29 protein-coding genes are annotated in these 25,867 nt (G+C 67.5%); 13 read left to right on the forward strand and 16 right to left on the reverse strand.

Annotated features, from left to right (window positions below; all coding sequences use genetic code 11):
- On the forward strand, nucleotides 1-645 hold a 645-nt coding region (locus A5681_RS07000; protein ID WP_197498526.1), incomplete at its 5' end, for an HNH endonuclease.
- 6 nt (nucleotides 646-651) lie between these two features.
- Here the strand turns inward: A5681_RS07000 and A5681_RS07005 are convergent.
- The 3 genes from A5681_RS07005 to A5681_RS07015 form a co-directional block, all read right to left on the reverse strand.
- Nucleotides 652-1,347 carry a DsbA family protein gene (locus tag A5681_RS07005; RefSeq protein WP_067271230.1) on the reverse strand — a complete coding sequence of 232 codons (696 nt, stop codon included), beginning with the start codon at nucleotides 1,345-1,347 and terminating at the stop codon, nucleotides 652-654.
- A gap of 19 nt (nucleotides 1,348-1,366) precedes the next feature.
- Nucleotides 1,367-2,290, reverse strand: a complete 924-nt coding sequence (locus A5681_RS07010) for an HpcH/HpaI aldolase/citrate lyase family protein (RefSeq protein ID WP_067271233.1) — start codon at nucleotides 2,288-2,290, stop codon at nucleotides 1,367-1,369.
- Between the two features lie 143 nt (nucleotides 2,291-2,433).
- Nucleotides 2,434-3,396, reverse strand: coding sequence for a hypothetical protein (locus A5681_RS07015; protein WP_067271236.1), 963 nt, complete (start codon nucleotides 3,394-3,396; stop codon nucleotides 2,434-2,436).
- A 334-nt stretch (nucleotides 3,397-3,730) separates the two neighbouring features.
- On the opposite strand from A5681_RS07015, the gene A5681_RS07020 reads away from it, so the two are divergent.
- From A5681_RS07020 to A5681_RS07030, 3 genes are all read left to right on the forward strand, one after another.
- Complete coding sequence (locus A5681_RS07020) at nucleotides 3,731-4,006, forward strand: WGxxGxxG family protein (RefSeq protein WP_067271240.1); 276 nt, start codon at nucleotides 3,731-3,733, stop codon at nucleotides 4,004-4,006.
- A gap of 208 nt (nucleotides 4,007-4,214) precedes the next feature.
- Nucleotides 4,215-4,784, forward strand: a complete 570-nt coding sequence (locus tag A5681_RS07025) for a hemerythrin domain-containing protein (RefSeq protein WP_067271243.1) — start codon at nucleotides 4,215-4,217, stop codon at nucleotides 4,782-4,784.
- 20 nt (nucleotides 4,785-4,804) lie between these two features.
- Complete coding sequence (locus A5681_RS07030; RefSeq protein WP_067271245.1) at nucleotides 4,805-6,265, forward strand: protein adenylyltransferase SelO; 1,461 nt, start codon at nucleotides 4,805-4,807, stop codon at nucleotides 6,263-6,265.
- A 2-nt stretch (nucleotides 6,266-6,267) separates the two neighbouring features.
- Here A5681_RS07030 and A5681_RS07035 read toward each other — a convergent pair whose 3' ends face one another.
- The 5 genes from A5681_RS07035 to A5681_RS07055 all read right to left on the reverse strand — a co-directional run bounded on the left by A5681_RS07035 (nucleotide 6,268) and on the right by A5681_RS07055 (nucleotide 8,889).
- On the reverse strand, nucleotides 6,268-7,095 hold the full coding sequence (locus A5681_RS07035; protein WP_067271248.1) for an LLM class F420-dependent oxidoreductase: 828 nt from the start codon (nucleotides 7,093-7,095) through the stop codon (nucleotides 6,268-6,270).
- 73 nt (nucleotides 7,096-7,168) lie between these two features.
- A complete protein-coding gene (locus tag A5681_RS07040) occupies nucleotides 7,169-7,564 on the reverse strand; it encodes a DUF4267 domain-containing protein (protein WP_067271251.1) in 396 nt (131 codons plus the stop codon).
- A 57-nt stretch (nucleotides 7,565-7,621) separates the two neighbouring features.
- A complete protein-coding gene (locus tag A5681_RS07045; RefSeq protein ID WP_067271253.1) occupies nucleotides 7,622-7,873 on the reverse strand; it encodes a hypothetical protein in 252 nt (83 codons plus the stop codon).
- A gap of 77 nt (nucleotides 7,874-7,950) precedes the next feature.
- Entirely contained in the window at nucleotides 7,951-8,370 is a 420-nt protein-coding gene (locus A5681_RS07050; RefSeq protein ID WP_067306567.1) for a YkvA family protein, read from the reverse strand.
- 63 nt (nucleotides 8,371-8,433) lie between these two features.
- Complete coding sequence (locus A5681_RS07055; RefSeq protein ID WP_082968230.1) at nucleotides 8,434-8,889, reverse strand: DUF732 domain-containing protein; 456 nt, start codon at nucleotides 8,887-8,889, stop codon at nucleotides 8,434-8,436.
- Nucleotides 8,890-8,962: 73 nt separating this feature from the next.
- Between A5681_RS07055 and A5681_RS07060 the strand changes: the two genes are divergently transcribed.
- Nucleotides 8,963-10,420, forward strand: a complete 1,458-nt coding sequence (locus tag A5681_RS07060; protein ID WP_067271259.1) for a phospholipase D-like domain-containing protein — start codon at nucleotides 8,963-8,965, stop codon at nucleotides 10,418-10,420.
- A 49-nt stretch (nucleotides 10,421-10,469) separates the two neighbouring features.
- The gene (locus A5681_RS07065; RefSeq protein ID WP_067271266.1) at nucleotides 10,470-11,324 is read left to right on the forward strand and encodes a phytanoyl-CoA dioxygenase family protein; all 855 of its coding nucleotides are present in this window, start codon (nucleotides 10,470-10,472) and stop codon (nucleotides 11,322-11,324) included.
- Here A5681_RS07065 and A5681_RS07070 read toward each other — a convergent pair.
- Both A5681_RS07070 and glnA read right to left on the reverse strand, forming a co-directional pair.
- Complete coding sequence (locus A5681_RS07070; RefSeq protein ID WP_067271270.1) at nucleotides 11,319-12,248, reverse strand: DMT family transporter; 930 nt, start codon at nucleotides 12,246-12,248, stop codon at nucleotides 11,319-11,321. The two genes, A5681_RS07065 and A5681_RS07070, sit on opposite strands and share 6 nt — an antisense overlap.
- Nucleotides 12,249-12,304: 56 nt before the next feature.
- A complete protein-coding gene (gene glnA / locus A5681_RS07075) occupies nucleotides 12,305-13,741 on the reverse strand; it encodes a type I glutamate--ammonia ligase (protein ID WP_067271274.1) in 1,437 nt (478 codons plus the stop codon).
- Nucleotides 13,742-14,034: 293 nt separating this feature from the next.
- Between glnA and A5681_RS07080 the strand changes: the two genes are divergently transcribed.
- Entirely contained in the window at nucleotides 14,035-15,813 is a 1,779-nt protein-coding gene (locus tag A5681_RS07080) for an NAD-binding protein (protein ID WP_082968231.1), read from the forward strand.
- Between the two features lie 100 nt (nucleotides 15,814-15,913).
- A complete protein-coding gene (locus A5681_RS07085) occupies nucleotides 15,914-16,129 on the forward strand; it encodes a hypothetical protein (protein ID WP_067271278.1) in 216 nt (71 codons plus the stop codon).
- Between the two features lie 164 nt (nucleotides 16,130-16,293).
- Here A5681_RS07085 and A5681_RS07090 read toward each other — a convergent pair whose 3' ends face one another.
- Complete coding sequence (locus A5681_RS07090) at nucleotides 16,294-16,629, reverse strand: hypothetical protein (protein WP_067271281.1); 336 nt, start codon at nucleotides 16,627-16,629, stop codon at nucleotides 16,294-16,296.
- Nucleotides 16,630-16,890: 261 nt separating this feature from the next.
- Between A5681_RS07090 and A5681_RS07095 the strand changes: the two genes are divergently transcribed.
- Nucleotides 16,891-18,090 carry a glycosyltransferase gene (locus A5681_RS07095; protein ID WP_067271284.1) on the forward strand — a complete coding sequence of 400 codons (1,200 nt, stop codon included), beginning with the start codon at nucleotides 16,891-16,893 and terminating at the stop codon, nucleotides 18,088-18,090.
- An 11-nt stretch (nucleotides 18,091-18,101) separates the two neighbouring features.
- Here A5681_RS07095 and A5681_RS07100 read toward each other — a convergent pair whose 3' ends face one another.
- Nucleotides 18,102-18,833, reverse strand: a complete 732-nt coding sequence (locus A5681_RS07100; protein WP_067271287.1) for a class I SAM-dependent methyltransferase — start codon at nucleotides 18,831-18,833, stop codon at nucleotides 18,102-18,104.
- A gap of 225 nt (nucleotides 18,834-19,058) precedes the next feature.
- Here A5681_RS07100 and A5681_RS07105 point away from each other — a divergent pair, with 225 nt between their 5' ends.
- Entirely contained in the window at nucleotides 19,059-19,940 is an 882-nt protein-coding gene (locus tag A5681_RS07105) for a universal stress protein (RefSeq protein WP_067271291.1), read from the forward strand.
- Between the two features lie 6 nt (nucleotides 19,941-19,946).
- Here A5681_RS07105 and A5681_RS07110 read toward each other — a convergent pair whose 3' ends face one another.
- Nucleotides 19,947-20,267 carry a hypothetical protein gene (locus A5681_RS07110; protein ID WP_067271294.1) on the reverse strand — a complete coding sequence of 107 codons (321 nt, stop codon included), beginning with the start codon at nucleotides 20,265-20,267 and terminating at the stop codon, nucleotides 19,947-19,949.
- A 167-nt stretch (nucleotides 20,268-20,434) separates the two neighbouring features.
- On the opposite strand from A5681_RS07110, the gene A5681_RS07115 reads away from it, so the two are divergent.
- Nucleotides 20,435-21,121, forward strand: coding sequence for a M15 family metallopeptidase (locus A5681_RS07115; protein WP_067271297.1), 687 nt, complete (start codon nucleotides 20,435-20,437; stop codon nucleotides 21,119-21,121).
- Here the strand turns inward: A5681_RS07115 and A5681_RS07120 are convergent.
- Both A5681_RS07120 and A5681_RS07125 read right to left on the reverse strand, forming a co-directional pair.
- A complete protein-coding gene (locus tag A5681_RS07120; RefSeq protein ID WP_067271300.1) occupies nucleotides 21,118-22,677 on the reverse strand; it encodes a serine hydrolase domain-containing protein in 1,560 nt (519 codons plus the stop codon). The genes A5681_RS07115 and A5681_RS07120 overlap by 4 nt on opposite strands.
- 154 nt (nucleotides 22,678-22,831) lie before the next feature.
- Nucleotides 22,832-23,302: a CAP domain-containing protein gene (locus tag A5681_RS07125; protein ID WP_197498527.1), complete on the reverse strand. Its 471-nt coding sequence runs from the start codon at nucleotides 23,300-23,302 to the stop codon at nucleotides 22,832-22,834.
- Nucleotides 23,303-23,423: 121 nt separating this feature from the next.
- Between A5681_RS07125 and A5681_RS07130 the strand changes: the two genes are divergently transcribed.
- On the forward strand, nucleotides 23,424-24,167 hold the full coding sequence (locus A5681_RS07130; protein ID WP_231996233.1) for an N-acetylmuramoyl-L-alanine amidase: 744 nt from the start codon (nucleotides 23,424-23,426) through the stop codon (nucleotides 24,165-24,167).
- Between the two features lie 330 nt (nucleotides 24,168-24,497).
- Nucleotides 24,498-25,067, forward strand: a complete 570-nt coding sequence (locus A5681_RS07135) for a C39 family peptidase (RefSeq protein ID WP_231996234.1) — start codon at nucleotides 24,498-24,500, stop codon at nucleotides 25,065-25,067.
- On the opposite strand, the gene A5681_RS27055 is transcribed toward A5681_RS07135, so the two are convergent.
- Nucleotides 25,064-25,288: a hypothetical protein gene (locus A5681_RS27055; RefSeq protein WP_067271307.1), complete on the reverse strand. Its 225-nt coding sequence runs from the start codon at nucleotides 25,286-25,288 to the stop codon at nucleotides 25,064-25,066. The genes A5681_RS07135 and A5681_RS27055 overlap by 4 nt on opposite strands.
- Between the last annotated feature and the right edge of the window lie 579 nt (nucleotides 25,289-25,867).

Genomic DNA, 25,867 nt, shown 5'->3' on the forward strand with positions numbered 1-25,867 from the left:
CGCGGCGACGGGCGCTCACGCGGACAGCTGATGGCCGACACGTTGGTGGAGCGGGTCACCGGCCGCAGCGCGGCGGTCCCCACCCCCGTGGCCGTCAACCTGGTGCTCTCCGACGACACGCTGCTGGGCGGTGACAACGCGCCGGCCGACATGTCGGGATACGGCCCCATCCCCGCGGGGGTGGCGCGCGCGATGGTCAGCAGCGCCGTCACTGACCCGCGGTCGCGCGCGACCCTGCGCAGGCTCTACGCGCACCCGCGTTCCGGCGCGCTGGTGGCCATGGAGTCGCGGGCGCGGATCTTCCCGCGCGGGCTGGCCGCGTTCATCGCCATGCGCGACCAACGGTGCCGCACGCCCTACTGCGACGCGCCCGTCCGGCACAGCGACCACGCGCGACCGTGGGCGGACGGCGGCCCGACCACCGTTGACAACGGGCTGGGCCTGTGCGAAGGGTGCAACTACGTCAAGGAAGGCGCTGGCTGGCGAGTAAGCGCGAGCGTCGACGAAAATCACACCCACACAGCGCAATTCACGACGCCCACCGGCAAGAGCTACCGATCGACGGCCCCGCCGCGCGCACCCGTCATCACGGTCAGCGAGGTGGAATTCCGAATCGGGGTCTCCATCGCGCGCCATGCAGCCTGAGCCGGGTCAGGCCTGGCCGGTGAGGCGCTCCACATCGAGGACCTCACCGCGGTTGATGCTGACCCAATCCCGCCCATCCAGGTACGGACGCAGGCTTCGGCCGATCAGCTCGGCATCGGCGGGCGACTTGGGGCGCTGCAGCTCGTACACGTGCGGCAACTCCGCCATGCCGGTGACCACGTTCCACAGCGTCAGGGCCTCGGGCCCGGTCGGCGGGTCCACCAATACCGGCCCAAACAGGCACTGCCCCAGCAGAAACAGCGTCGGCACCCCGTAGCCGGCGGCGTCGATGACCCGTTGATGGTCGTGGCGTATCTCGTCGTGGGTGGTCGGGTCGTCGAGCGCCGCATCGAGAAGCGACGGCTCCACGCCGATGTCGCCCAGCAGGCGGCGGGCGACCGTGGGGTCGTGCGGTTTGCCGCCCAGCGTGTGCAGTTCATGTCCGATCGCGGCGTACCACCGGTCGAGCAGCGCCATGTCGGTTCGGCGCAGCAGCGCGCCGATCCGCATCAGCGACCACCCATAGGACCAGTCCCGCTCCCACGGGTGCTTCTGGCCCTCGGACCGGTTGATCTCCTCGAGGCTGAAAAATCGCCAGTCGATGGTGATGCCGAGTTGCTCGCGAACGTCCCGGATCCATAGCGAGGTCTGATAGGCGAACGGGCACATCGGGTCGAAATGAAAATCCACCACAACGCTCATGCCGGACCCGCTTTGCCGCTCAGTAGTGATAGGTGTCCGACGGCGCGGGTGAATGATCCCGTTCTTCGTCGTCGAAGTCAGAAGATTCTATGTCGTAGGCGCGCGCCAGTTCGAGGATTTTCGTGGCCCTCGCAATCCTCGGCAGGTCCGACCCGTTGCGGATCTCTCCCCCGTCGCGTTCGAACTCGGCGAAAAACTCCTTCGCCCAAGAGATTTCGTCCTGCGATGGCGACAGGCCCTCGTTCACCACGGCGCATTGGTCGGGGGTGAGGCAGATTTTGCCGGTCATCCCGAATTCCACCGAGACGGCGGTCGCCTCGATCAACTTCAGGGCGTTCGAGCCGATCGTGGGTCCGTCGATGGCGCTGGGCAGGCTGGCCGCCTTGGCGGCGATGGTGAAACGCGACCGGGCGTAGGCCAGCGTGCCGGGGTCTTCCCCGAAGCCGGTATCGCGGCGGAAGTCGCCGATGCCGAAGGCGAGCCGGAAGGTGCCCTTCGCGGCCGCGATCTCGGTGATGCGCTCCAGGCCGCGGGCCGTTTCGACCAGCGCGACGATCGGCACATTGGGCAACCGCTGCGCGGTCTCGGTGACGTGGTCCACCGACTCGACCATCGCCAGCATCACCCCGCCCACCGGTGTTCCGGCCAGCGCGGCGAGGTCGTCCGCCCACCACGGGGTGCCGAAACCGTTGACGCGGACCCAGTCGGTGTTGCCGGCGCCGAGCCAGCTCACCACGTTGTCGCGGGCGGCGTGCTTGTCTTTGGGGGCGACGGCGTCCTCGATGTCGAGCACCACGATGTCGGCCCGGGAGTGCGCCGCGGATTGGAACCGGTCGGCGTGCGCGCCGTTGACCAAGAGCCAACTCCGGGCCAGAACGGGATCGATGCGGTAGCCGATGACGTCGTCGGGCTCCGTCGCGCTGCTGTTGACCTGGTCGTACATTCGTCTCTCGTGGTTATCGATGTCGGATTGGTGCCTTAACCGTAGCGATGTCCCCAAACGGGCGGTTGGGCGTGTCCCCCGGGCACAGAAAAGGCCGGGCCGCCCGGGGCGTCGCCGGGCGGCCTGGCTTTTGAATTGCTCGGCTAGTTGATGCCGACGACCTCTTGCGCGATCGCGGCGAGACGCGTCTGGGCGGCCGACACGACCCGCTGGCGGTTCTTGTTCGCCTCTTCGTAGGCGATGATCGCCCGCACGTCGCTCGGATTCGCGAGCTCCTTCACCTCGGCGACGGCCTCGCTGACGTTGAGTTCGTCGTAGTTGGCGATGGGCAGCTCGTCGGCGTCGAGGACTCCCACAGCGGCGCGTGCCGCGTGCAGGGCGTCGGCCGTCTGTCGGGCCCCTTCGTTCCGGGTGACCCTCTCGGCCGCCTCGAGCGCGGCATTGCGCGACGCGGCGAGCGCGCGGGTCGCCACGTCACCGGCGTGCGCACCCCGGCTCACCAGCTCGTTGAACGTCGGCCGGGCCGAGCGCAGCGCGTCCGCGGCCCGGTCGACGCCCCGAACCGACCATTCGACCGGCAGGTTGACCAGCTTCACCGCGGTTCCGGCCGCGGCCTGCAGCGGCGTGCGGCGCAGCGCGGCCGGGCCGCCGAGGGCGTCTTCGGCCAGCACGGTCGTCAGCCAGTCCACGGTCGCCGAGTGCGCCGTGATCAGCCGCGTCGCCAGGCTCTCGACCTCGGGAAGTTTCGCCGCGACGGCCAGGGCCTTCAGGTAGCGGGACCGGTCCAGCAACTGATCTTCCAGCGCGAGGTCGCCCAGGAGCGCCTCGTCGAACGGTTGGGCCTGCTCAGTCAGGGCCTTGACCGCGGCGGCGGCGCGGCCCAGGAACGGGCCGACAATGTCGGGGACCCCGCCGAGCTCGCGGATCGCCTTCTCGATCGCCTCGGACCGATCGCGGGCGTTGGACGCGTTCTGCGTGAGCTCACGCTGAACGGCCTCCGTACGCGCCTGCGCGATGCGGGTTTCCGCGACCTGGATCTCGGTGTTGGTCAGCTGGTGAAGCGCGCGCAACTGCGCAATCACGGTCGTCTTGTCCGATGAAGTCATCGAAGAATTCGCCTCCTGCGTTGATTGTTTGGATCGGCACGAAAGCGCCTTTTTAGCGGCTACCCATTCGCCCCTCGACAGATAACATCGGCATCCACCCTGTGACGCAGATCGCTTTTGCGGCGGCGGCCGCGCGCAGGCGTCGGGTTGGCCAGCAAACGAAAGCTGGTCCGCAGAAGGGTTTCACCCCTTGCTCGGGGGGTAGCTATCACCTCGCACGCTGCGGCTTTGGTCGCGCGTAGCTTCCCGCGAGGACTAGAGCACCCTGGCCCTTGCGAACGCGTCTCGGTCAGGCCGCCGGCCTTCGACCGAGAAGAACCAATAAGGAGTAGACATGCGTAGGACCATTGCAATCGTTTCGGCCACCGGGGCACTGCTGTTCGGCGGCGCCGGCGTCGCAAATGCCACCACGTCGACTGCGCCCGCGCCGTCGTCCACCACAACCACGTTGGCGGACAACGACAATAACCAGAACCAGCACAGCGACAAGAGCGGGCTGTGGGGCCTGGTTGGCCTCCTCGGCCTCGGCGGACTCGCCGGACTCAAGCGCCGCAGGGACAACGTCGCCAACACCGGCGTCGGGCCGGCCACCCGCGACCGCACCGTCTAACGCTTCACCCCCCAGGTCCCCGTCGGACGCCAGGCGCCCGACGGGGATCTGGCTATCGGGCCGCGTTTGGCGAAACGCCTTGTGCTGCAGGCCCTCACCACTTGCCGCGCGGCGTCGTTTAGGCGATTGTGCAGCGGGTATGCCTGGCGGAGGCGCACACAGCCCACCGTGCGCATCCCAAATCCACCGAACACTGGAGGTATCGGCGATGGCCGACATGATTGTCCAATCGCCCGAGGAAGTCGTCGCCTTCCTGAAGGCGCAGCACAACCTCATCGAGGATCTGTTCGACGAGGTGCTGCACGCATCAGATCCCCAGGCGCGGGAGAAGCCGTTCGCAACGCTGCGTCAACTGCTGGCCGTGCACGAGACAGCCGAGGAAATGGTGGTTCACCCGCGCGTGCGCCGGGAGGCCGATGCCGGTGACGCGATCGTCGACGCCCGACTCAAAGAGGAGCACGAGGCCAAGGAGTTGCTGTCGAGCATCGAGGACCTCGACGTCACCTCGCAGCAGTTCATCGACGAGGTCAAAAAACTCCGCGAGGCCGTGCTCGAGCACGCGCAACACGAGGAGAGCGAAGAATTCCCCGTGCTGCAGCGCGAAGTCGACGAGGCCGACCTGAAACGGATGGGCGCGGCAGTGCGCGCGGCTCAGGCCATCGCACCGACGCACCCGCACCCCGGTGTGGAGTCGGCGAAGATGAACTTCGCTCTCGGACCGTTCGCGTCGATGCTCGACCGCGCCCGCGACCTGATCGGCCAGGCCCTCGGCTCGTAATTCGCCGTAGGCTCGTTGAGGTGAGCGTCGCCCCGGATAAGACCGTTGCCCTGCAGGACCGGTTCTTCCGTGCATTGCCGGAGATGGCCGTGCGTTGGCGAGCGGAGCCGCCGGCCGACCCGCGGATGCTGGCCTTCAACGAGCGGCTCGCGGCGGAACTGGACCTCGACGCCACGTGGCTGCAAAGTCCCGACGGGTTGCGCTTCTTGGTCGGCGACCTGCTCCCCGACGGCGCCGTCCCGGTGGCCCAGGCCTACGCCGGGCATCAATTCGGCGGCTTCGTCCCCCGGCTGGGTGACGGCCGCGCCCTGCTGCTCGGCGAGCTCGTCGACCGCGACGGGCGGCTGCGCGACATCCACCTGAAGGGCTCCGGGCCGACCCCGTTCGCGCGCGGCGGCGACGGCCTGGCGGCCGTGGGGCCCATGCTGCGGGAGTACGTCGTCAGCGAGGCAATGCATGCGCTCGGGGTGCCGACGACGCGGTCGTTGGCCGTCGTCGGCACCGGCCGCCCGGTGCTGCGCGAGGCGGAGCTACCCGGGGCCGTGCTGACCAGGGTGGCGAGCAGCCACCTGCGCGTCGGCAGCTTCCAGTTCGCCGCCTCCACGGGCGACATCGGCCTGCTGCGGCGCCTGGCCGACCACGCAATCGCGCGCCACCATCCCGGCGCCGTGAACGCCGAACGGCCCTACCTCGCGCTGTTCGAGGCGGTAGTCGCCGTCCAGGCGTCGCTCATCGCGCGGTGGATGCTGATCGGGTTTGTCCACGGGGTGATGAACACCGACAACATGACGATCTCCGGCGAGACGATCGACTACGGGCCGTGCGCCTTCATGGAGGCCTACGATCCCGACACGGTGTTCAGCTCCATCGACTTCTGGGGCCGCTACGCGTACGCCAACCAGCCCGTTGTCGCCGGCTGGAACCTCGCCCGGTTCGCCGAGACGCTGCTGCCACTGCTCTCCGACGATGTCGAGCAGGCGGTGGCGTTCGCGGAGACGTCGTTCGGGGTCTTCCAGCGCGAGTACGACGCCGTCTGGTCGTCCGGGATGCGCGCCAAACTGGGTCTGCCCGACACCGAAACCACCGCCACGGCCGCGTTGGTCGACGAGTTGCTCGCCCTCCTCAAGGACAGCCACGTCGACTACACCTCGTTTTTTCGCCAGCTCGGTCGAGCGGCGCGAGGCGACGCCGAACCCGCACGAGGCTTGTTCGTCGACCTCGCCGGCTTCGACGCGTGGCTGTTGCGCTGGCAAGCGCTGGGACCCGACGCCGACGTCATGGACCGGGTCAACCCGGTCTACATTCCACGCAACCACCTGGTGGAGGAAGCTCTGACGGCCGCGACTGCGGGCGATCTGGGCCCGTTCGAGCAACTGCTGGCCGCGGTGACCTCCCCTTATGACGACCGGCCGGGCCTGGAACGTTACGCCAGCCCGGCCCCGGAGGACTTCGGCAAGTACCAAACGTTCTGCGGGACTTAGCTTTACGCCAATTTGTCGGATTCGGCGCGCAGCGCGTCGAGGCGCCGAAGGGTCTCGTCGCGCGGCTCGGTGGGCAGTTCCACCAGCAGGTGCTGCAACCCGAGAGCGCGGTAGCCCTCGAGTTCTTCGGCCATCGGCGCGCCGCCGTGGAAGCTGATCACCGGCACATCCGGACCGGCCAGGTCGCGCAGGTGCTCCAATTGCGGCGCCAAGACGTCCGCCGACGGTGTCATCGACAGCCAGCCGGCATGCAGCCGGGCGATGCGTTTGAAGCCCGCCGGGCCGCCGCCGAAGTACAGCGGCGGATAGGGCTTCTGCACCGGCTTGGGCCAACTGTAGATGGGCCCGAAGTTCACGAATTCGCCGTGATACTCCGCCTTTTCGTGCGTCCAGATCTCGATCATCGCGTCCAGTCGCTCGTCGACAACGCGCCCCCGAACGGACGGGTCGACACCGTGGTTGGCGATCTCCTCGCGCAGCCAGCCGACGCCCACGCCGAACCGGAATCGACCCTCCGAAACCAGGTCCAGCGACGCCACTTCTTTGGCCACATGAATCGGATCGCGCTGGGGAACGAGCGCGATGCCGGTGCCCAGCACCAGCCGCTCGGTGGCGGCAGCCGCGGCAGTCAACGCCACAAACGGATCCAGGGTGCGGTAGTACTTCGGCGGGATGGGACCGCCGGCCGGGTAGGGGGTGACGTCGCCCGCCGGAATGTGGGTGTGTTCGGCGAGGAACAGCGACTCGAATCCCCGCTGCTCCAACGCCTGGCCCAGCTCCCCCGGGCCGATCCCCTCATCGGTTACGAATGTCAGCACGCCTAAGCCCATGGCGCCCAGTCAACCGCATCTATCTTGTCCCGGCGACCGCTTGGCCGCGACCGGTGACCCGTTCGCTCCGGCGTCAGGGTGCGGGTGCTTCGCTCGCCCGCGTGGTGCGGCGCGTCGCGCCCCAAAGGCCCACACCGATGCCGACGACGGCGCCACCCAGCCCGATGATCCGTTGCGACGGCCTCAGCTCGTGGTGGACGCTCATGCCGCCGAGCAGGTCCGCCGCGTCCGCACCACCCGACGCCAGGAACCAGCCGCGGGTGTTCTTGCCGCGCAGCGCCGCCGCGGCGAGCAGGCCACCGATCAACGCGTCGCGATATCCCATGGAGCGCAACAACAGTCGCGCGGACGGCGTCGGTTCCTCCGGATCGCCCCAGAATCGGTTAGCGCTCAAGGGGTCGACGAGAAACCAGACGCCGGAGGTGAGTCGGATACTGCCCGCCAGAAGTGCCGCTCGGTCGATTGACATGCCCGGCAGCCTAAGAGCAAACCGCGCCTTCGCGCACGTGTTCACCGCAACGGGCGGTCACGGGGCGGGACACGCGTGGGCGATCTGGATGGAGGCGGGCCACAACGCCGTGGTCAACCCGAAGGCGATGGCGTCGGCTCCCGTGGGGAACACGGCCTCTACCCGCGCCTGAATCCGCCCAGTCTCGTCGGCGTGAAAAACGGCCCACGCGAACCCGATACACAGGTATGGGATCGCCAACCACAGGGCGAGTTCGATCAGCGCGCCGATTCTGACTTGGTGTCGCAAGGTGCGCCGAAGTAGATCCATGACCGCACGCTCCTCGCAGGTTCACCCGGCGATGAGGTTCTCACATGCCCGTCACTTACCGCAAAGGGCGAACGGGGTCACTCCAGCGCGGGATCGGGCAACCCGCACAGCCAACACAGGGTGGCGAGACCGTCGGGTGTTCCGGGCCAGTGCCTGGCCAGCGCGCCGGGTCCCGCAATGCGGCTGATCCAGCGCAGCACCAGGCCGACGATGACCACGTCGTCGGCGAATCCGATCACGGGGATGGCATCCGGTATCAGGTCGATGGGCGATACGACGAAGGCGATCAGCGCGACCAACACCACTCGGATTCGCCGCGGCAGTTCGGGATCGGCGGCCAGGCGCTTGAGCAGCCGAAGCACGTCGGGCAGTAGGCGCACCAGGTCTTGCAACTTGGCTTTGGGTCTCAGCAGCCAGAAGGTGACGGCGAGGAGCAGCCAGATCACCACAAACGCGCTGACGAGGCCCAGCGCGATCATCCACCAGTCCGGCCACATCTCATCCATCTTGGTGGGCCGGGCCGCCTCGTGCCAGCCACGTGGCGAACGCCGGGCCTTGCCCTATGCCGCGCCGGGCGGCGGGAACGGAATCCAGGGGAACATCCCGGTGTCGGGCGGGCGTGGCGGCGGCTCGGTGTTCGGCTCCCCGATGTGCTGGGGGCAGTAGGCGTTCACCGCGCTGGTCGTGAAGCTGGTCGCGTCCGACACCGTGAAACCGGCGTTCTCTGAGGAGACACTCTGGATGACGGCGGCTTTCGAGTGGCCCTGGTCCATCAGCTGGCACGCCTTCTTGCCAACCCGAATGGCCACAGCGGCGTCCTTGTAGGGAACACGGGCCTGATCGAGCGCCGCCAAGAAGCCCGCATCGGGATCACCGGGCGGATCGGCCTGCGCGGGTGAGGCTGCGCCGATCACGGCGGCGAAGCCGGCCAGCAGGAGAAGCATCCGCACCACCCCATCCTGGTACAGATGTTCGGCGTTGTCCTGGCGGCCCGGTCCACCCCGCCAAGCAAACATTTCCGCACTGCGAGACTGTGGTACACAAGGCTTATGCCCGCCCCGAACCGTCAACCTCGTTGAGGGTGGCTGCGTGGGCGACGATCGATTGTTGATCCCCGGGCGAACGTGCTGGCGTCTGGAGCGTGCCGATCGGTGCGGCTACATCATCGATGCGGCTGATTACTTCAGGCATGTCAAGACGGCGATGTTGCGGGCCCGGCACCGGATCCTGCTGATCGGTTGGGATTTCGACGCCAGGATGACGTTCGAGCGGGGGGTCAAGACTCTCCCCGGCCCCAATCAGCTGGGCGCCTTTCTGTATTGGATGCTCTGGAAGCGGCCCGCGCTCGAGATCTACCTGTTGAAGTCCAATCTGCGTCTGCTGCCGGCGTTCGACGGCATCTGGTACGGGCTGACTCCGGTGGCGCTGGTGAACCAGATCAGCAGCAGGCGAATCCACTTCGCGATCGACGGGGCCCATCCCACCGGCTCCGTCCATCACCAGAAGATCGTGGCCGTCGACGATTCCGTGGCGTTCTGCGGCGGGATCGACCTCACCCTCGACCGGTGGGACACCCGCGCGCACGACCACGACAATCGTGCCCGTCGCACCTTGGGTCGCAGCTATGGGCCGCGGCACGACGTCGCCGCGGCGGTCGACGGTGCGGCCGCCCGGGCGCTCAGCGAGCAAGCCGGACAGCGGTGGCAGACGGCGACCAAGCAGTCGTTGCATCCGGTCACCGCCAAGCACACGGCGTGGCCCAGCAAACTCAGGCCCGCGCTGCGCGGCGTTGACGTGGGAATCGCTTTGACCATGCCGGAACTCGGCGGTCGCGCCGAAACCCGGCAGGTCGAGGCGCTCAACCTTGCGGCCATAGCGGCGGCACGGGATTCGATCTACCTGGAGAACCAGTATCTGGCGTCCCGCCGCGTCGTCGACGCGCTGGCCGCCCGGCTGAAGGAAGAGCACGGGCCGGAAATCGTCATCGTCATCGCCCGCCGCGGCAACAACCCCCTCGAGCGGGGGACGATGGATTCCGCGCGTCACCGGCTCATCCAGGTGCTGTGGGCCGCCGACGAGCATCGGAGGCTGGGCATCTACTGGCCGGTGACGGACGGCGGGGCGCCGATCTACGTCCACTCCAAGGTGGTGACGGTGGACGACCGGTTCCTGCGCATCGGCTCGTCGAATCTGAACAACCGCTCGATGGGATTCGACAGCGAGTGCGACCTGGCCATCGAGGCCGCACCGGGGAGACCCGAGGACGACCGGGTGCGTGCCCAAATCACCACGCTGCGAACGCAATTGGTGGCCGAACACCTGGGCGTGCCGGTCGATGAGTTCGACGACGCGACGCGCGAGCGCCGTTCGCTCCTCGGGGCCATCGAGGCCCTTCGCGGAGAGGGCAAGACGTTGCGGCCGTTCACCGAGGGCACCGTGGCCGACGAGGCGGGCCCGCTGGCGGAGAACGAGCTGATGGATCCCGACCATGTGCCGCGATCGCTGACCCGAAGCGTGCAGCGGTTCATCACCGGGTTGAGGGGTTGAGTTGAGGCGTACCCGGCTTAATCTGGACCGGGACGAAGGGCGAGTGCCAATGAATAGCGACGACTCCGTCACGACGCTGGAAGACCTCAGGGGCGATCTGGCGCAGCGGTACAAGCGCACACCGACCGGCGGAAGTTCGGTCGACGCCGCGCTCGTCGACGCCGACATGGCGGCTATCGACCGAGACGGGTACGTCATCTGGCACGACCTGCTCACCCCCGAGCAATGCCAGCAGATTCGTGAGGTCGCGCGGCCCTGGCTCGGGCACACGGGTCGCAATTCCTTCGAGGGCCGGCACACCCAGCGCATCTACAGCCTGCTCAGCAGGACCCGCGTGTGCGACGGGATCGTCGACCATCCGCGGGTGCTGGCGGTGCTCGATCGGCTGCTGATGCCCAACTACCTGCTTTCGGCCTTACAGGCCATCAACATCCAGCCGGGAGAGGCCGCGCAGCTGGCTCACCACGATGACGGCTTCTACCCGATCCCGCGTCCCCGCGAACCCCTGGCGGCGGCGACGATCTGGGCCATCGACGATTTCACCGCCGACAACGGCGCCACCGTCCTCTACCCCGGCAGCCACCGCTGGGGCAAGCGCCGCCCCGGCCCCGACGATCAGGCCCTGCCCGTCGTGATGCCCGCCGGCTCGTGCGTCTTCTTCGTGGGCACGCTCTGGCACGGTGGGGGCGCCAACAGCACCGACCGCGACCGTCTCGCCGTCACCGCCCAGTACTGCCAACCCTGGCTGCGGCCGATGGAGGCGTTCACGTTGTCGATATCGCGCGAGACCGCCCGCGCGGTCTCCGACGACATTCGCCGCATGCTCGGCTACAGCATCCACCCGCCGTTCGTCGGCGCGGTCGACGGTCTGCACCCGCTGCGGTTGTTGGACACCGACTCATAAGTCCCAGCTCCGTTTGCCGCCGGCGCCCGCCAGCGACGGCTGCCGGCCCGGCTGGCTCTCGACCTCGATGGCCTGGCTGCGGCTGAGCGCGACGGCGGACGCACCCATCGCCGAGACCGCCACCAACAACGCCACCGCCGTCGAGCCGCCCACCGCCAGGTGTTCGCCCAGGACGGCGACGCCGAGCAGGACCGCGACAACGGGCTCCCCCACCAACATGATCGGCACCGACGCCTGCAGCGCACCCGCGTGGAACGCCGAGTTCTGCACCACGGTCACTGCCACGGCCAGACCGACCAGGATGTACGGGGCGGGGACGGTCAACAGCCCATGCCAACCGCCGACGGCGAAACGGTGCGTGCAGATCTTCGTCAACACCGCGATCATGCCCAGCAGGATCGCCACCGCGACCCCGAGCAGCATCGCTCGCGCGCGGCCGATGGCGCGACCCGCGGCCACCACGCAGACGACCAGCAACGGCACCGTCACCAGTAGCGTCACCGTCCACGCCGGTACCGGCGGACGGCTATCGCCCTCGCGGGGCTGGCCGACAAGCACGAACGCCGCCAGCGCCGCGGTCAACAGCGTCGCCCAACCCCACTGGACCGCGCTGATGCGCTGGTCGCACAGTCGCGCGCTCAACGGCAACGCGAACAGCAGCGAGGAAACCAGCAGCGGCTGGACCAGCAGCAGGGACCCGTGGGCCAGCGCGACAGCCTGGAACACGTAACCGGCCACGGCGGCGACCAGGCCCGCCCACCACAACGGCCGCCGGGCCATGGTCGTCACCATCGTCCCCGACATGCCCTGATCAGCGGGAACATCCTGCGCGGCGCGCTGCCGGACGACGATGCCCACGGCGGCCCAGAATGCGGACAACAACGCCGAAAAGATTGCGACCGCGTGCGATTCCACCCACCCCATGCCCGGACGGGTACCCGGGGCGTCGGCCCGGCTAACTGCGCCCAAAGCGAACTAGGTCATACGTCGTAGTAGAGGGCGAATTCGTATGGGGTCGGCCGCAGGTTGAACGGCGCGATCTCGTAGGTGCGCTTGTAGTTGATCCACGTCGCGATGACGTCGGGCGTGAAGACCCCGCCTTCGGTCAGGTATTCGCTGTCCTCCTCCAGCCGGTCGATCACCGCGGACAGCTGCGTGGGCGCCTGCGGGATCTCCGCGGCCTCCTCCGGAGGCAGTTCGTAGAGATCCTTATCGACCGGCGGAGGTGGCTCGATCTTGTGCTTGATGCCGTCCAGCCCCGCCATCAACTGGGCGGCGAAGGAGAGGTACGGGTTGCCCGACGAGTCGGGGCAACGGAATTCCAGCCGCTTGGTCTTCGGATTGTTGCCGGTGATCGGAATGCGCACGCATGCCGACCGATTGCGTTGGCTGTAGACCAGGTTGATCGGCGCCTCGAAGCCGGGAACCAGACGCTTGTAGGAGTTCACGGTCGGGTTCGTGAAGGCCAGCAATGACGGGGCGTGGTACAGCAAGCCGCCGATGTAGTGCCGCGCGGTGTCGGACAGGCCGGCGTAGCCCGTCGCGTCGTACATCAGCGGCACGCCGTCCTTCCACAGCGACTGGTGGCAGTGCATACCGGAGCCGTTGTCACCGAACAACGGCTTGGGCATGAAGGTGACGGTCTTGCCGGCCTGCCACGCGGTCTGCTTGACGATGTACTTGTACATCTGGTGGTCGTCGGCCGCGTGCAGCAACGTATTGAACTTGTAGTTGATCTCGGCTTGGCCGCCGCTGCCGACTTCATGGTGGCCCTTCTCCAGGGAGTAACCGGCGTTGGTCAGGTTGGTGAGGATCTCGTCGCGCAGGTCGACGTAGTGATCGGTGGGGGCCACCGGGAAATACCCGCCCTTGGGGCGGACCTTGTAGCCGAGATTGGGGCTCCCGTCGGCCTCGGCGTCCTCCCCGGTGTTCCACCACCCGGACGACGCGTCGACCTTGTAGAACGATTCGTTGATGCTCGAGTCGAAGCTGACCGAGTCGAAGATGTAGAACTCGGCCTCCGGACCGAAGTAGGCCGTGTCCGCGATACCGGAACTGATCAGATAGTTCTCCGCCTTGCGGGCGATGTTGCGCGGGTCGCGCGAGTACACCTCGAGGGTGAACGGGTCGTGCACGAAGAAGTTCACGTTGAGCGTCTTGCGGGCACGGAAGGGGTCGATGGTCGCGGTCTCCGGGTCGGGCAGCAGCACCATGTCGGACTCGTGGATCGACTGAAACCCGCGTATCGAGGACCCGTCGAAGGCCAGGCCTTCCTCGAACACGCTTTCATCGAAGGCGTAGATCGGAATTGTGAAGTGCTGCATGGTGCCCGGCAAGTCACAGAAGCGCACGTCGACGTACTCGATGTTCTCGTCCCGCGCGAGCTTGAAAATATCGTCGGGCGTCTTCTCGGACACGCAACGCTCCTTAGCTTGATCGTTGGCAGTGGCGTGCGAGCGCTTTCTACGCCCCGACTATTTCGCCCGCGTCACCACGGCGAGTCGAACCTGTTGCGTCACAGAACCACCGGCCTTCGATCGCACCCGCCGGCCGGTTCCGGTGGCACTTCCCTGCGCGTTGGCCGATAGTCATATGGACCACGCAGCCGCAGCAGAAGTAGGAGTAGTCATGCCACGCAACGCAACCGGCGGTCCTCCCGCGACCCGCCGCGGCGATCGACGCGCTTAAGAACCGAACGAAGCCCCGCGCGATGGGCGAGCTCTTTCAATTTCACCGCGAGATAATCGTCAGCGGTGACGACCCGCTGTCGAAGACGATCGCCGAGGAGTTGAGGGGCGCCGGCGCGCGAATCATCAAGATCAACACCGCCGCCGACCTGCTCGGGGCCGGGGTGCATCGGGCGCGCGCCGTCGTCTGCGCGGGACCCAATGACGCGGTGAATCTCGAAATCGCCTTGCTGGCAAGGGAGTTCAGCCCGAACGTCCGGGTGGTGGCTCGTCTGGCCAACGACGTACTGCGTGAAGCCGTGGTCACCGTCAACGGCCCCGGCGCGATCTTGGACGTCGCCGACCTCGCGGCGCCGTCGATTGTCGAGGCCGTCCTGTCGCGTAACGCGCACCAGTTCGACACGGCCGGTATCGAATTCGTCGTCTGGGGATCGGAGGCGCCCTACAGCGCGACGCTGCGGGAGATCTACGCCGACCTGGCACCGGTCGCGGTGGTCCACGGCAAGAATTCGCCCGCCCCCGGCGAGGTGGTGCCGTGCCCCGGCCGAGATCTGCGGGTGTACGCCGGTGACTGGACGTCGATGATCGGCGTGAAGGACGAGTTGGAAGCCCGTGGCATCACCGTGCCTCCCCCGACCGCGACGCGCGCGCGCCATTCCCCGGTGCGGCGGGTCATCGACGCGGTGCGCGCCATCCGCGACGAGGTGAACCCGATGCTCTTCCCCTCGCTGGCGTTCGCGCTGTTTCTCACCCTCGGCTCGACGGCCGTGGTGCGCTTCGCCTATCACAACCCGCGGATGTCGTGGATCGACGCCTTGTACTTCGCCTCCGAAACGATCACGACGGTGGGCTACGGCGACTTCAGCTTCGCCCAGCAATCCACATCCCTGCGGCTGTTCGCGGTCTTGTTGATGTTCGGCGGCGCGAGCGTCACCGCCATCCTCGTCGCGTTTCTCGCCGACCTCCTGCTTTCGCGTCGCTTCGTCCAAACGGCCGGACTGCGCCGCGCACGCCACATGCACGACCACGTCGTCGTCGTCGGTCTGGGTTCGATCGGGGTCCGGGTCGTCAGCGACCTCGCGGCCGCCGGATACGACGTCCTGGTCATCGAGCCCGACGAGAGCAACCGCTTCCTGCCGACCGTCGCCGAACTCGATGTGCCGGTGATCTTCGGGGATCCGACGATGCGCCAGACGCTGGAATCCGCGCGCGTCGACCGGGCCCGCGGGGTGGCGCTGGTGACGCAGGACGACATGAAAAACATCGAGACCGGGATCGTGCTGCTCGAAATGCTGGGGTCCGACACGAGGGTGCCCATCGTCATGCGCGTTCAAGGCCGCGCGCTGGGCACCGCGGTGCATCGGCGGTTCGGTTTCGAAAACGTGCGCTCGATCGTCGACCTGGCCGCGCCGTGGTTCATCGGCGCGGCGATGGGGTTGCAGGTGCTCGGCACGTTCTGGGTTGGCCAGCGCTCCTTCATGGTCGGCGGAATGCTGGTGGCGGCGGGCAGCGAGCTCGACGGGCTGCGGATGGTCGATCTGTCCACCCAGACGCGGGTCATCGCGATCACTCGGCCGGAAGGCCCGGTCAGACTGCGCCCGCGCCGCGACGCCCGCCTGAAGGCCGGCGACACCGTCTACCTCATCGGCCCTTACCGGGAACTGATCGCGACGTTGCGCAAGGGCCAGCCCCCGCCGCTGACCACCATCAACGGCGAGCGCACGGTGGCATTGGCCGCGGCGCGGTCGACGCGCCGGCCGGACGTGCGCCCTCCGAGGTGGGCGCCCGACCCGGACGGTTAACGAACGGCTAAAAGTCGAGCCACCTCCTCGCGGCTGGTTGTGATGCACAGCACATTTGTGCTTTCTTTGTATCCGAGGTCACAACGCGATGGGAGCTTCAATGGCCGCACCCCACGGCTCTGGCAAGTACGTAGTGGTCGCACCCCGCACCAGCGGAGCGGTGCATTCGCATCGGATACTGCTGGCCCTCGTCGTGGTCACGGCCCTCATCGCCGCGATCACCGGTGTCGTCGTCGCGGCGTCGACCGGGCACACCACCGCCGCACTCGTGATCGCGCTGGTGGCCGGTGGGTGGTTTTCCGCCGCCCTCTGCTAGCGGCAGATCCGCCGCGCCCCGAGGCCAGCACTGGTTGCGTGTCGCTGAGCGCGCTGGCGCCGCCGGCCCACGACGATCGTGGGCGCGGCCGTCGGGACGTTCTGTCCCGACATGCGAGCACCGTTCCGCACCGATGGACCAACAGCGGCGCCTGACCGTCGGGATTACGGGGCGTTAGCGCCCGGGCAGTACTTGATTCGGCCCAGATCCACCCACATGTTGGCCCGTCGGGCCGCCTGATCCGGGTTCAGCCCGGTCACGCCCTGGTTGTTCGCCTGTTGCATCGCGCCGACTATCTGGGCGCGCGACCAACCGTCCGCCATGGCCCTGCACATCGTCTGTTCGGTCTGCATCTCGTAATAGGGCCAGTCCGGCGGGAACCCGATCGCGTCGGCGCGGGCGGTCGCAAGCGCGCCCGGCAGCAGAGCCGAAGCGACGACAACGAGGAGGGCGACGAGCGCCCTGCGTGTGGCCGATAGGGATGAAAGCGACTGATGCACGGATACTTCTCCTCGACTCGGCGCCTTGATGACCCGGTGGGTCGACAAGCGATGACCCTCGTCCGTCAATGTTAGGACCTGGGAGGCTGTTGGCGGCGGGAAGAGCCTCAGAGGAGTCAACATGCACCTTCGGTCGGCTAGCCTCGGCTGGGCCGGCGCCCGGTCGACGGGGTCGCGTGGGCAATCTAGTTCGAGCGGATCATCCCGAATCTTGACGGCCCGCCCCGGCGTGCACCGACCACCTCGAGTGAGGTTCTGGCGATGAAATTCGTGTTCGCGAGCTTGGGAACACGGGGCGACATCGAGCCTTGCGCCGCCATCGGTCGGGAACTCCAGCGCAGGGGCCATCGCGTCCTCATGGCGGTTCCGCCCAACTACATCGGGTTCATCGAGTCGGCGGGGCTTACCGCGGTCCCCCACGGCCGCGACCAAGCAAAGCAGAATGAGGAGATCGTCCGTAAATACGGGACGACGCCGCCCCCGGTCCTGATGGCATGGGAAATTCTCACGGACATCAAACAACTCTGGCCTCGGTTGGGTACGGCGCTCGTGTCCCTCGCCGACGGCGCCGACCTTCTGTTGACGGACGCAAGCGAGCAGGGGCTCGCCGCGAATGTTGCTGAGCGCTACGACATTCCACACGCCGCGCTGCACATCTACCCGATCCCGCCGGACCATGCGGGTTCGTCCATCACCAAGGAGGCTGAAGACGCCCAACGCCGGGCGCTAGGCCTCCCGGAAGCGACGCCACCGGGGCGGCGACCGCTCGAGATTCAGGCCTATGACGAACTCTTCTTTCCGGGTTTGAAGGCCGAATGGGCCGAATCCGGCGCCCAACGGCCCTTCGTCGGCGGGCTAACCCTCGAGTTGCCGACTGAAGTGGACGACGATGTCTCGTCATGGATTGACGCGGGAACGCCACCGATCTACTTCGGCTTCGGCAGCAGCGCGCGAGTCGAATCTCCCACTGACGTCATCGCGATGATCACCGCGGCTTGCGCACAACTCGGCGAGCGGGCGTTGATTTGCAGCGGCGTGAGTGATTTGACCGCGCAACGGGATTCCGTCGACGTCAAGGTTGTGAGCGCGGTGAACCACGCGGCGGTGTTTCCCGCGTGCCGCGCGGTCGTGCACCACGGGGGGCCCGGGACAACGTTCGCCGGCATTCGGGCCGGGGTCCCCACGCTGGCCCTCGCCGTATCGGTCGATCAGCCGATGTGGGCGAATGCGGTCAATGAACTCGGAGTCGGGATTGGCCGGCGCTTCGCCGACACCACCCTGCAATCCCTCGTCGCCGATCTGCGCTCGATCCTCGCGCCGCACTACGCCGCTCGGACGCGTGAGGTCGCTGCGCAGATGACCCCGCCCGCGCAAAGCGCGGCCATCGCCGCCCAAGCGTTAGAAGATGCGGCCACCCGTGGACCGTCGGCCGAGCAACGGACGCCGCCGGACGAGGACTGATCCGCCGCCTGTCAGGGCTCGTTGATCGAGGGGTGCATCTGGCTCTCCGAGACGTTGCGGTACGACGGCAACTCGAAATCGGGGAAGGCGCAGATGTCGGCGCAATCGCGGACCCGCTCCGACCAGAAACTCCGATCCGCGTCCGACGTGCACGCGTAGATCTTCATGTAGGTCGCCGCGAAGGGGAACAAACAGCCGTTGCCGACCGCCTGCCAGACCGCCGCGGCGACGCCGGGAGTTTCGACACCTCGGTAGTCGTCTATCGCGATCACGCCCCGTTTGGCCATGTGGCTCGCGGCGAGGGCAATGTCGTTCGCGACGCACCGATAGCTGTGGCAGCCGTCGATGTGCGCGAAGCGCAGTGCCCGTTCACCGAGGTCGAGCTCTGACGATTCGCAGACCTCGAGCGTCGGCCGGCGAGCGTGGAATCGGTCCCAATTGGCGAGGAACTGCTGCTGCTCCAGGCCCGAATAGTGCTGGCGTGGGAGCGCCGACATGTCCGCGTGATCCATCACGGCGTCGAACAAGTCGCAAATCACCAGTTCTTCATCGTCGCGCAGACCGTAGCCCATCAGGATGGCGGATTTACCTTGGTAGGCGCCGATCTCGAGGATGTCGCCCCGGATGTCCTCCGCCGTCTGGGAAGCGAGCAGCTTGCTGAAGAGCTTGACATCGGCCTCGAAGAACCAGCCGTCGACGTTGTCGACTTCCTCGGCGTAGAGGTTCCAGGCGGCATCGGTCATGCGCCCATCTTTCCTCAGGTGAGCCCGAGCGGCTTGGGGGGATGGACTCCGGCCGCTTACGCCGACGCGACGGGGCCGCACGAGCCGCGGCGACGGTCAGAGTGCGTTGGTCGCTTCAATCGGTGCCCTTGGTCCTTAGTCCTTGCATCGCTTCGGCCCTGACAGGTTGCGGCCGGGTTGGACGATCCTGCCTGTGGGCACGCGGCCGATCAGAAACGAGCTGAAATGTGGCGACCCCCACGTAATGCGGTCTTGGTAGGCGTCGATGGCTCGGCGGCGGCGCTGGGTGCCGTCCGGTGGGCGGCTCTGACCGCGGCACTGCGTGGCGTGCCGCTGGCCGTGGTTCATGTCGTCGACGATCCGGTGCCGGGCTGGCTCGACGCCGGCGCGGCGATCGGGCACCGGCAGCGGCACCGGGCCCGCGAGGTCGTCGCGTCGGCGCTCCGGGTGGCCGAGGAAAGCATCGGTGAACACGGTCCCCTGAGGGTCGACGGCGAGGTCGTGCATTCGACCGCCGTCGCCGCGCTCGTCGCCCTGTCCAAAGAGGCGGCGATGGTGGTGGTGGGTTATCGGGGGCATGGCGGCGTGCTGGTTCGCAGCTTCCTTGGCTCGGTGAGTTCGGGATTGGTCTACAACGCGCACTGCCCAGTCGCCGTGATCCGTGAGGCTCCGCTCGGCAATGCCGCACGGGCACCCATTCTCGTGGGCATCGACGGATCATCGGCGTCGGAAGCCGCCACCGCGATCGCATTCGACGAAGCGTCGCGCCGGGGTGTCGGCTTGATTGCGTTCCATGCCTGGGCCGATCCCCGAGTGTTCAACTCCAACAACAAGTTCCAAGATTCCAAGTGGGACGCCCGGCTGTCCGAGGAGGAGGAGGCGCTGGCCGAACGGCTGGCGGGTTGGCACGAACGCTATCCCAACGTGGCGATTCGTCGCCGGATCGAGATCGGTGACCCGGCGCACTGGCTGATCGAGGTGTCCGAACTGGCGCAACTGATTGTGGTCGGCAGCCACGGCCGCGGCGGGGTCGCCGGCAAGTTGCTCGGCTCGGTCGGGTCGGCGGTGGTCAACAGGGCCAAGGTCCCCGTCATCGTGGTGCGCTGAGGGCCGCTAGCCCCGCGGTTCGTAGGCCAGAAAACACTGCACCTGCCGAACGGCATCGGGGCGCTTGACCCCCATATCCACCAATCTCTCGACGATTTGGGCCGGTGGCACAGCCCCATCCACATCCGTCTCGATCACATGCACGCTGGGGAACCAGTTCTCCGGACGGACGCCGGGCGGCGGGGGCTGCGCACCGCCTCCGACACAGCGCGCATAGCCTTCGATGCCATTGTCAGCGTGAGCAGACGGCGCCACCAATACGACCGGTGCGACGAGCAATACGGCGATGGCCATGGCGACTGCCGCAGCGACGTTGATGAAGCGCATGCTCGAATATAACCTCGCGTCGTTCAACCGAACACAGAAATCGTGCACGCACCGTGGCGCAAACTCGGCGTAGCGTGACGGCGGGCCTTGAGGGTTGGAAGAAGCAAGCGGTGGACACTGCATCCCAGTTGACGCGCTTCCAGCGGCGGGGTGCCGCGGTGGGCGGGATGCTCGCGGCGTGCCTGGTGCTGGTGCAATGTGCGGCCGCGCCGCCACCGCACGCGGCCGCGCCGTCACCGTCCACGGCACCGTCATCGCCGGCGGCCGCGGCGCCGGCCAGCCCGCCGCCGACCCCCGCCGGCGCCACCGTGGAGCCGGTCACCGCCGCCGAACTCGGCACCACCTGGCGGCCGGGGTGCCCGGTCGAGCCGGAGCAACTGCGAAGGGTCGACGTCAGCTACGTCGGTTTCGACGGGCAGACGCATCGCGGCCCGCTGATCGTGCATCAGGACTTGGTGGCGGAGGTCATCGCGATCTTCGAGCAGCTTTTCCGGCTGGGCTATCCGATCGAGAAGATCCGCACCGTCGACCATTACCCGGACGCCAACGACGAGTTGTCGATGGAGGACAACAACACGTCGGCGTTCAATTGCCGCCTCATCCCGGGCACCAATGAATGGTCCCCACACGCGTACGGCCGGGCGATCGATATCAACACGCTGGTCAACCCGTGCCTGTACGCCAGCGGGTATTTCGAACCGCAGAACGCGGCCGCCTTCTTGGACCGCAGCCGCACCGACCCGGGAGTGCTACACCCCGGCGATCCGGCGGTGCACGCCTTCACCGATCGTGGCTGGCGGTGGGGTGGCGAATGGGCCGCTCCCCTTGACTACCAACACTTCGAGCGGCCCTAAAGGCCCAGCGCCTGGGCCGCGGCGGTCGCCACCTCTCCCCGGAGGTCCGAGATCGGTGGGCTGCCTCGGGTATGAATCGAGTTGGTGAGCAGAACGACGTAGCTGTCCGAGGCTGGGTCGAGCCACACCGAGGTTCCGGTGAACCCCGTGTGCCCGAAACTTCCGACGGGAAAGACCAATCCACGTGGCATGGACAGGGGCGTATCGATATCCCAGCCGAGACCGAGCAGGTTCTGTCCCGGGATCGCCGGGAACCGGGCCGCGAATAGCGGATGCGCGGATTTGGACCTCTTCGCGGCGGACGCTCGCGCGGCGTCGTTCGCCGCTTTGATCTGTTGATCGGTGTGCCCCGGCTGCTGCGGGGTCGTCATCAACTCCAAAGTCGATTGTTGCAGCGGGAAGTCGCTCGGGCGGCCCGCGAGCCGGTCGAGCAATGCCTGCGCGTAGACGCCGACGTCGTGCGCGGTGGAAAAGACGCCGGCGTGACCGGCGACGCCACCCATGCGCCGCGCCGTCGTGTCTTGGACGGTGCCGCGCAGCAGGCGGTCAAGGTCGGGGTTCTTGGCGGGATCGGCCCTGCTTTCTTCATCCCGCGCCGTCGGTGCGATGCGCGGCAAGATGTCCGTGCCCCACGTGCCTGCGGGACATGACTCCGCCGCGCTTCCCGTCGGAGCGGCGGCCCATTCCACGGCGGCTCCCCTTAACGTGTGCGGACCACATGCCTTGGCCAGCGGGAGATAGCGAGTGTCCCGCAGGCCAAGCGGCGCGAAGACGTGTTCTTGGACGTAGACGTCTTCCGCCTCGCCGGTGACTTTCTCGACGAGGGCGCCGAGCACGATGAAGTTGATGTCGGAGTAGCGGAAAGACCCGCCGGGATTGGACTCCAGCGGGGTCGTGAGCGCACGACGGATGCCTTCGGTTTTGTCGGGTGTGTCCAGTCCCCATGGATCCTTGAGCTCGACGTCGCCCGTCTCACCCGACGTGTGCGTCAGCAACGTTCGAACCGTCACATTCGCACGCCGAGGATCGTTGGCCGGGTTGAACTCCGGCAGGTACCGCTGCACGGGATCGTCGAACTGGACCCTGCCCTGTTCGTAGAGCTGCATGACGGCCGTCGCCGTCGCGAGGCTCTTGGTCAACGACGCCAGGTCGAAGATCGTGTCCTCGGTCATCGGCTCGGCCGGCGCGGGCGATCCCTCCAAACCCGGTTCACCCGGGAGTTTGCGCGAGCCGAAAGCCTGATCGAAGGCGACGGTGCCGCCGTGGCCGATCAGGACCACCGCGCCGGGGAGCCTGTTGGCCGCGATAGCGTCGTTGATCAGTTTGGAGACCGGTGCGAACTCCGGTCCGGGTGGCTTTGCGGCCGGGGATCCGGGCGGCTTTGCGACGGGCGCCTGCGTCAGCTGCCAGGTGTCGTTTGCCGCCGGCTGCGAGACCTGACCACGCCCGCACGCCGCCACGAAGACCAGCACCACGGCCCCGACGGCGATGGCCTTTCGCCGCCCGGAGGGCGAGCCGCCGAGCGAGGCGTTGCCAACCTTGCCGGCCCGTCCCATCGTCACGCCTCCCGACTCGGTTCTCCCCTACCGGCAAAGCGTAGTGCGGTTCCGTCGGGCCATCGGGGTTTCCGGGAGCTTCTGACGCGGTCCGTCCCCCGAATACACCTGCTAGTCAACAACTCTCATGGCCTCGCAGCCACGCCGGCCGGTTTCAGGCGGCGAAGTCGCCGACGACGGTCATCTTGTTGCCGTCCGAGGCGGTGGCGAAGCCGGCCGCGGTGTAAGCGCAGTTCAAGATGATCCCCCGGTGTGGCGGGCTTTGCATCCACAGGTCGAGCGCTTGGTTGGGATTGGCGGCGGATCCGGTACCCCAGAAGACCACCTCCCCGCTGTAGGGGGTGCGGTAGCCCGCGTCGGTGATGCGTGTCTGCGGCGAAGAGCCGTCCGAACCGATGTGCCCGTTCACCCCGTTTCGCAGCATGTCGTTGGCGTGCCGCTGCGCCGCATCGGTCAAACGTGGGTCCTGGCCGATCGGCCCGCAGGATTGGCGAAGCCGGTTGACTCCGCTGTACAGCGCCGACCCCGACGCGTCCGCGCGGGCGGCGATGTCAACGGTCCCGGGAGCCGTTGCGAATAAGGCGCCGAGCGAGAACACTGCGACAACCTTGACTTTCCTCGTCACGTTGTCTCTTGCCACACCGGATCTTTCGGGCTGCGGCAGCCAAACGTTACCGTCTCGTGACCATGGCCGGTCGCCGCGATCGCGACGTTCCGCAGCCCCGGTCCCCGTATCGTGATGAGGCGTGTGTGAGCCCGCGTCGAGCCGGCCGGCCGTTGTCAACCGCCGCCGGATGCTGGGACTGGCCGGCAGCGTCGGCGCGGCCGCAGTGGTCGGCACGCGCTCGATGACCACACCAACGGGCGCCACGTCCACGGCAGACGCTCGCCTGACCGCCTCGAGTTCGGCCCTGTTGCTGTGCCGGGACGCGTGGGGCGCCCGGCCGGCCCGCCCCGGGGGCAGGCGTCACACGATCACCCGGATGACCCTGCACCACGAGGCCGTGCTCCTCGGCGACAACCGCAACGCCCCCGCCCACCTCCGCCAAGACCAGCGCTACCACCAGGATCAACACGGTTGGATCGACATCGCCTACCACGTCGGGGTCGACCGCAACGGCAACATCTACGAACTGCGCAGCACCGAACTGGCGGGCGACACCGCGACGGACTACGACACCACCGGCCATTTCCTGGTTCTGTGCGAAGGCGATTTCGATCAAGAGTCAGTGCCCGAGGCGCAGCTTCTCGGAGCGGCTCGCGCGTTCGCATGGGCCGCCCAGAATTTTCATGTCGCGACCACCACGTTGGCGGGGCATCGGGACCTCGCGTCGACCTCGTGTCCGGGCGCCAACCTGTATGCGCACCTGTCGTCGGGGGATCTCCGACGCCGCATCGACGATCTGCTGGCCGCGGGTGGCGTGGACCTGCAGCGGTTCTGCGGGCCCGACGCGGCGGCGAGAGTGGCGGCGATCGAGGCCGGCGGCTGACGGCGCGGGCAGGCCGTCGCGGCAACGCCTGCCAACTTATTGGATATGCGCCTAGTTGCGCTGCGCTGGTTTGCTGAGAGTGCTACGTTGCTGACCAGTCGATGGTCCGATTGGTCTTGGCGAGGCAACATGTTCGACGTTCGGAAGGCGGGCGCACTCCCCACCGCCGTGGCGGCCGCCTGCATCGGTATGGCCAGCGTATTGACCCTATCGGGGTGCAGCGGGGCGTCATCGTCGACGCGTGCGGCGGCGACTTCAGCTACCGTCGGCGCCAGCAGGGCGGACGACCGCGGGCCGACAACTACGCGGGCGGGGACGATTGCCAGTGGCGTGTACGGCGACCCGGACGCCGCCGCCGAGTTCTGGCAGCAACAGTCCTACGAGGACAACTGCGGGCTGGCTTCCGTGGCCGACGTGGTCGGAGAGGTCACCGGCCACTCCCCGACCGAGCAGCAGATCATCAAGCTGGCGCAGAACACACCCTCGTCGATCCGCAACGGTCCGATTTATGCCCCCGCCGGCGACCCGGCTCACGACGGCCCGAACGGTGGCATCGACATGGCCGACACGGTGGTGCTGCTCGACCACTACGGCATCAAGTCACACATGACCTACGACAAGCACCCCGAAGAGGTCGGCCTGTCTTCGCTGGAGCAGTACCTGAGCGCCAACCGCAAGATCATCGCGTGGGTCAACTCCGGAACCATCCTGAACTCCAATGACCAGCGCACCTCGGCCGATCATTTGCTGGTGGTCACCGGGATCGACACCAACAAGGACGTCGTGCACCTCAACGACCCCTACGCCGATCACGCCAACACCAAGGTCAGCATCGCCACGTTCATGACGGCCTGGAAGATCGGTCAGGAATCGATCGTCGTGACCGCGCCGGCGGCCTAGCGCCTCGTCACTGGGTGTTGCCCGGTCCCGCCGTTTTCGTCGGGGTCGCGGAACTCGTCGGGGTCACGGGGCTCGTAGTGCTCGGCGGGGTGGTCGAGCTCGGCGGGGTGGTCGAGCTCGTCGGCTTCGTCGGGCTCGTCGGGCTTGTGGGACTCGTCGGGCTCGTCGGCGTCGTGGGAGTCGTGGGCGTGGTACTCGCAAGGCCCGGGCCGTCGCCGCACCAGTCGGCCACATCCTTCGGGTACTGCTCGATGGGCGGAGGACAGCGCTGCCCCGGTGGGAAGTTGGCGCCGGCGTTGAGCAGATCGCAGGGCACGTAGACCTGCTTGCCCTTGGGGGTGTTGGTCAGGCACTTCGTCGGCGGCTCGCCGTGGGCCTGAACGGGAATGATGGCCGCCGCCAGCACCGCGCCGAGCGCCCACGCGAGACGGCGATAGGTCATGAGAGCTCCTCACTCTGGCTGCGAAAGTTCATCACTCGAGTTCACCGGCGGTGAGCACAACAAACGCCCCCTTGAGTGCTCACCTGATATCCACGCTCAGGCGGGCACAACGTGACACCCTAGCCACACTCCGACATGTGTTTCGACCCAGTCGGGCCCGTACCCACTTTGCCGCGTCGAGCAGCACATTTTGTTGTGGAGCTGCCGGGGGCGCCGGGCGGCCGGGCGACATTAGGTCTCCGATGTCGATTCGAACGCCACAACCTCGTTCTGCCGTGCGGAGGTTCGCGCCGGTTGTGTCCGGCAAAGTAGTCCGTGTGCCCACCGATCTGCCAGAGGTGCGAGGAGCTCGAGATGA

Source organism: Mycobacterium scrofulaceum, from assembly GCF_001667885.1.
Classification (GTDB): Bacteria; Actinomycetota; Actinomycetes; order Mycobacteriales; family Mycobacteriaceae; genus Mycobacterium; species Mycobacterium scrofulaceum_C.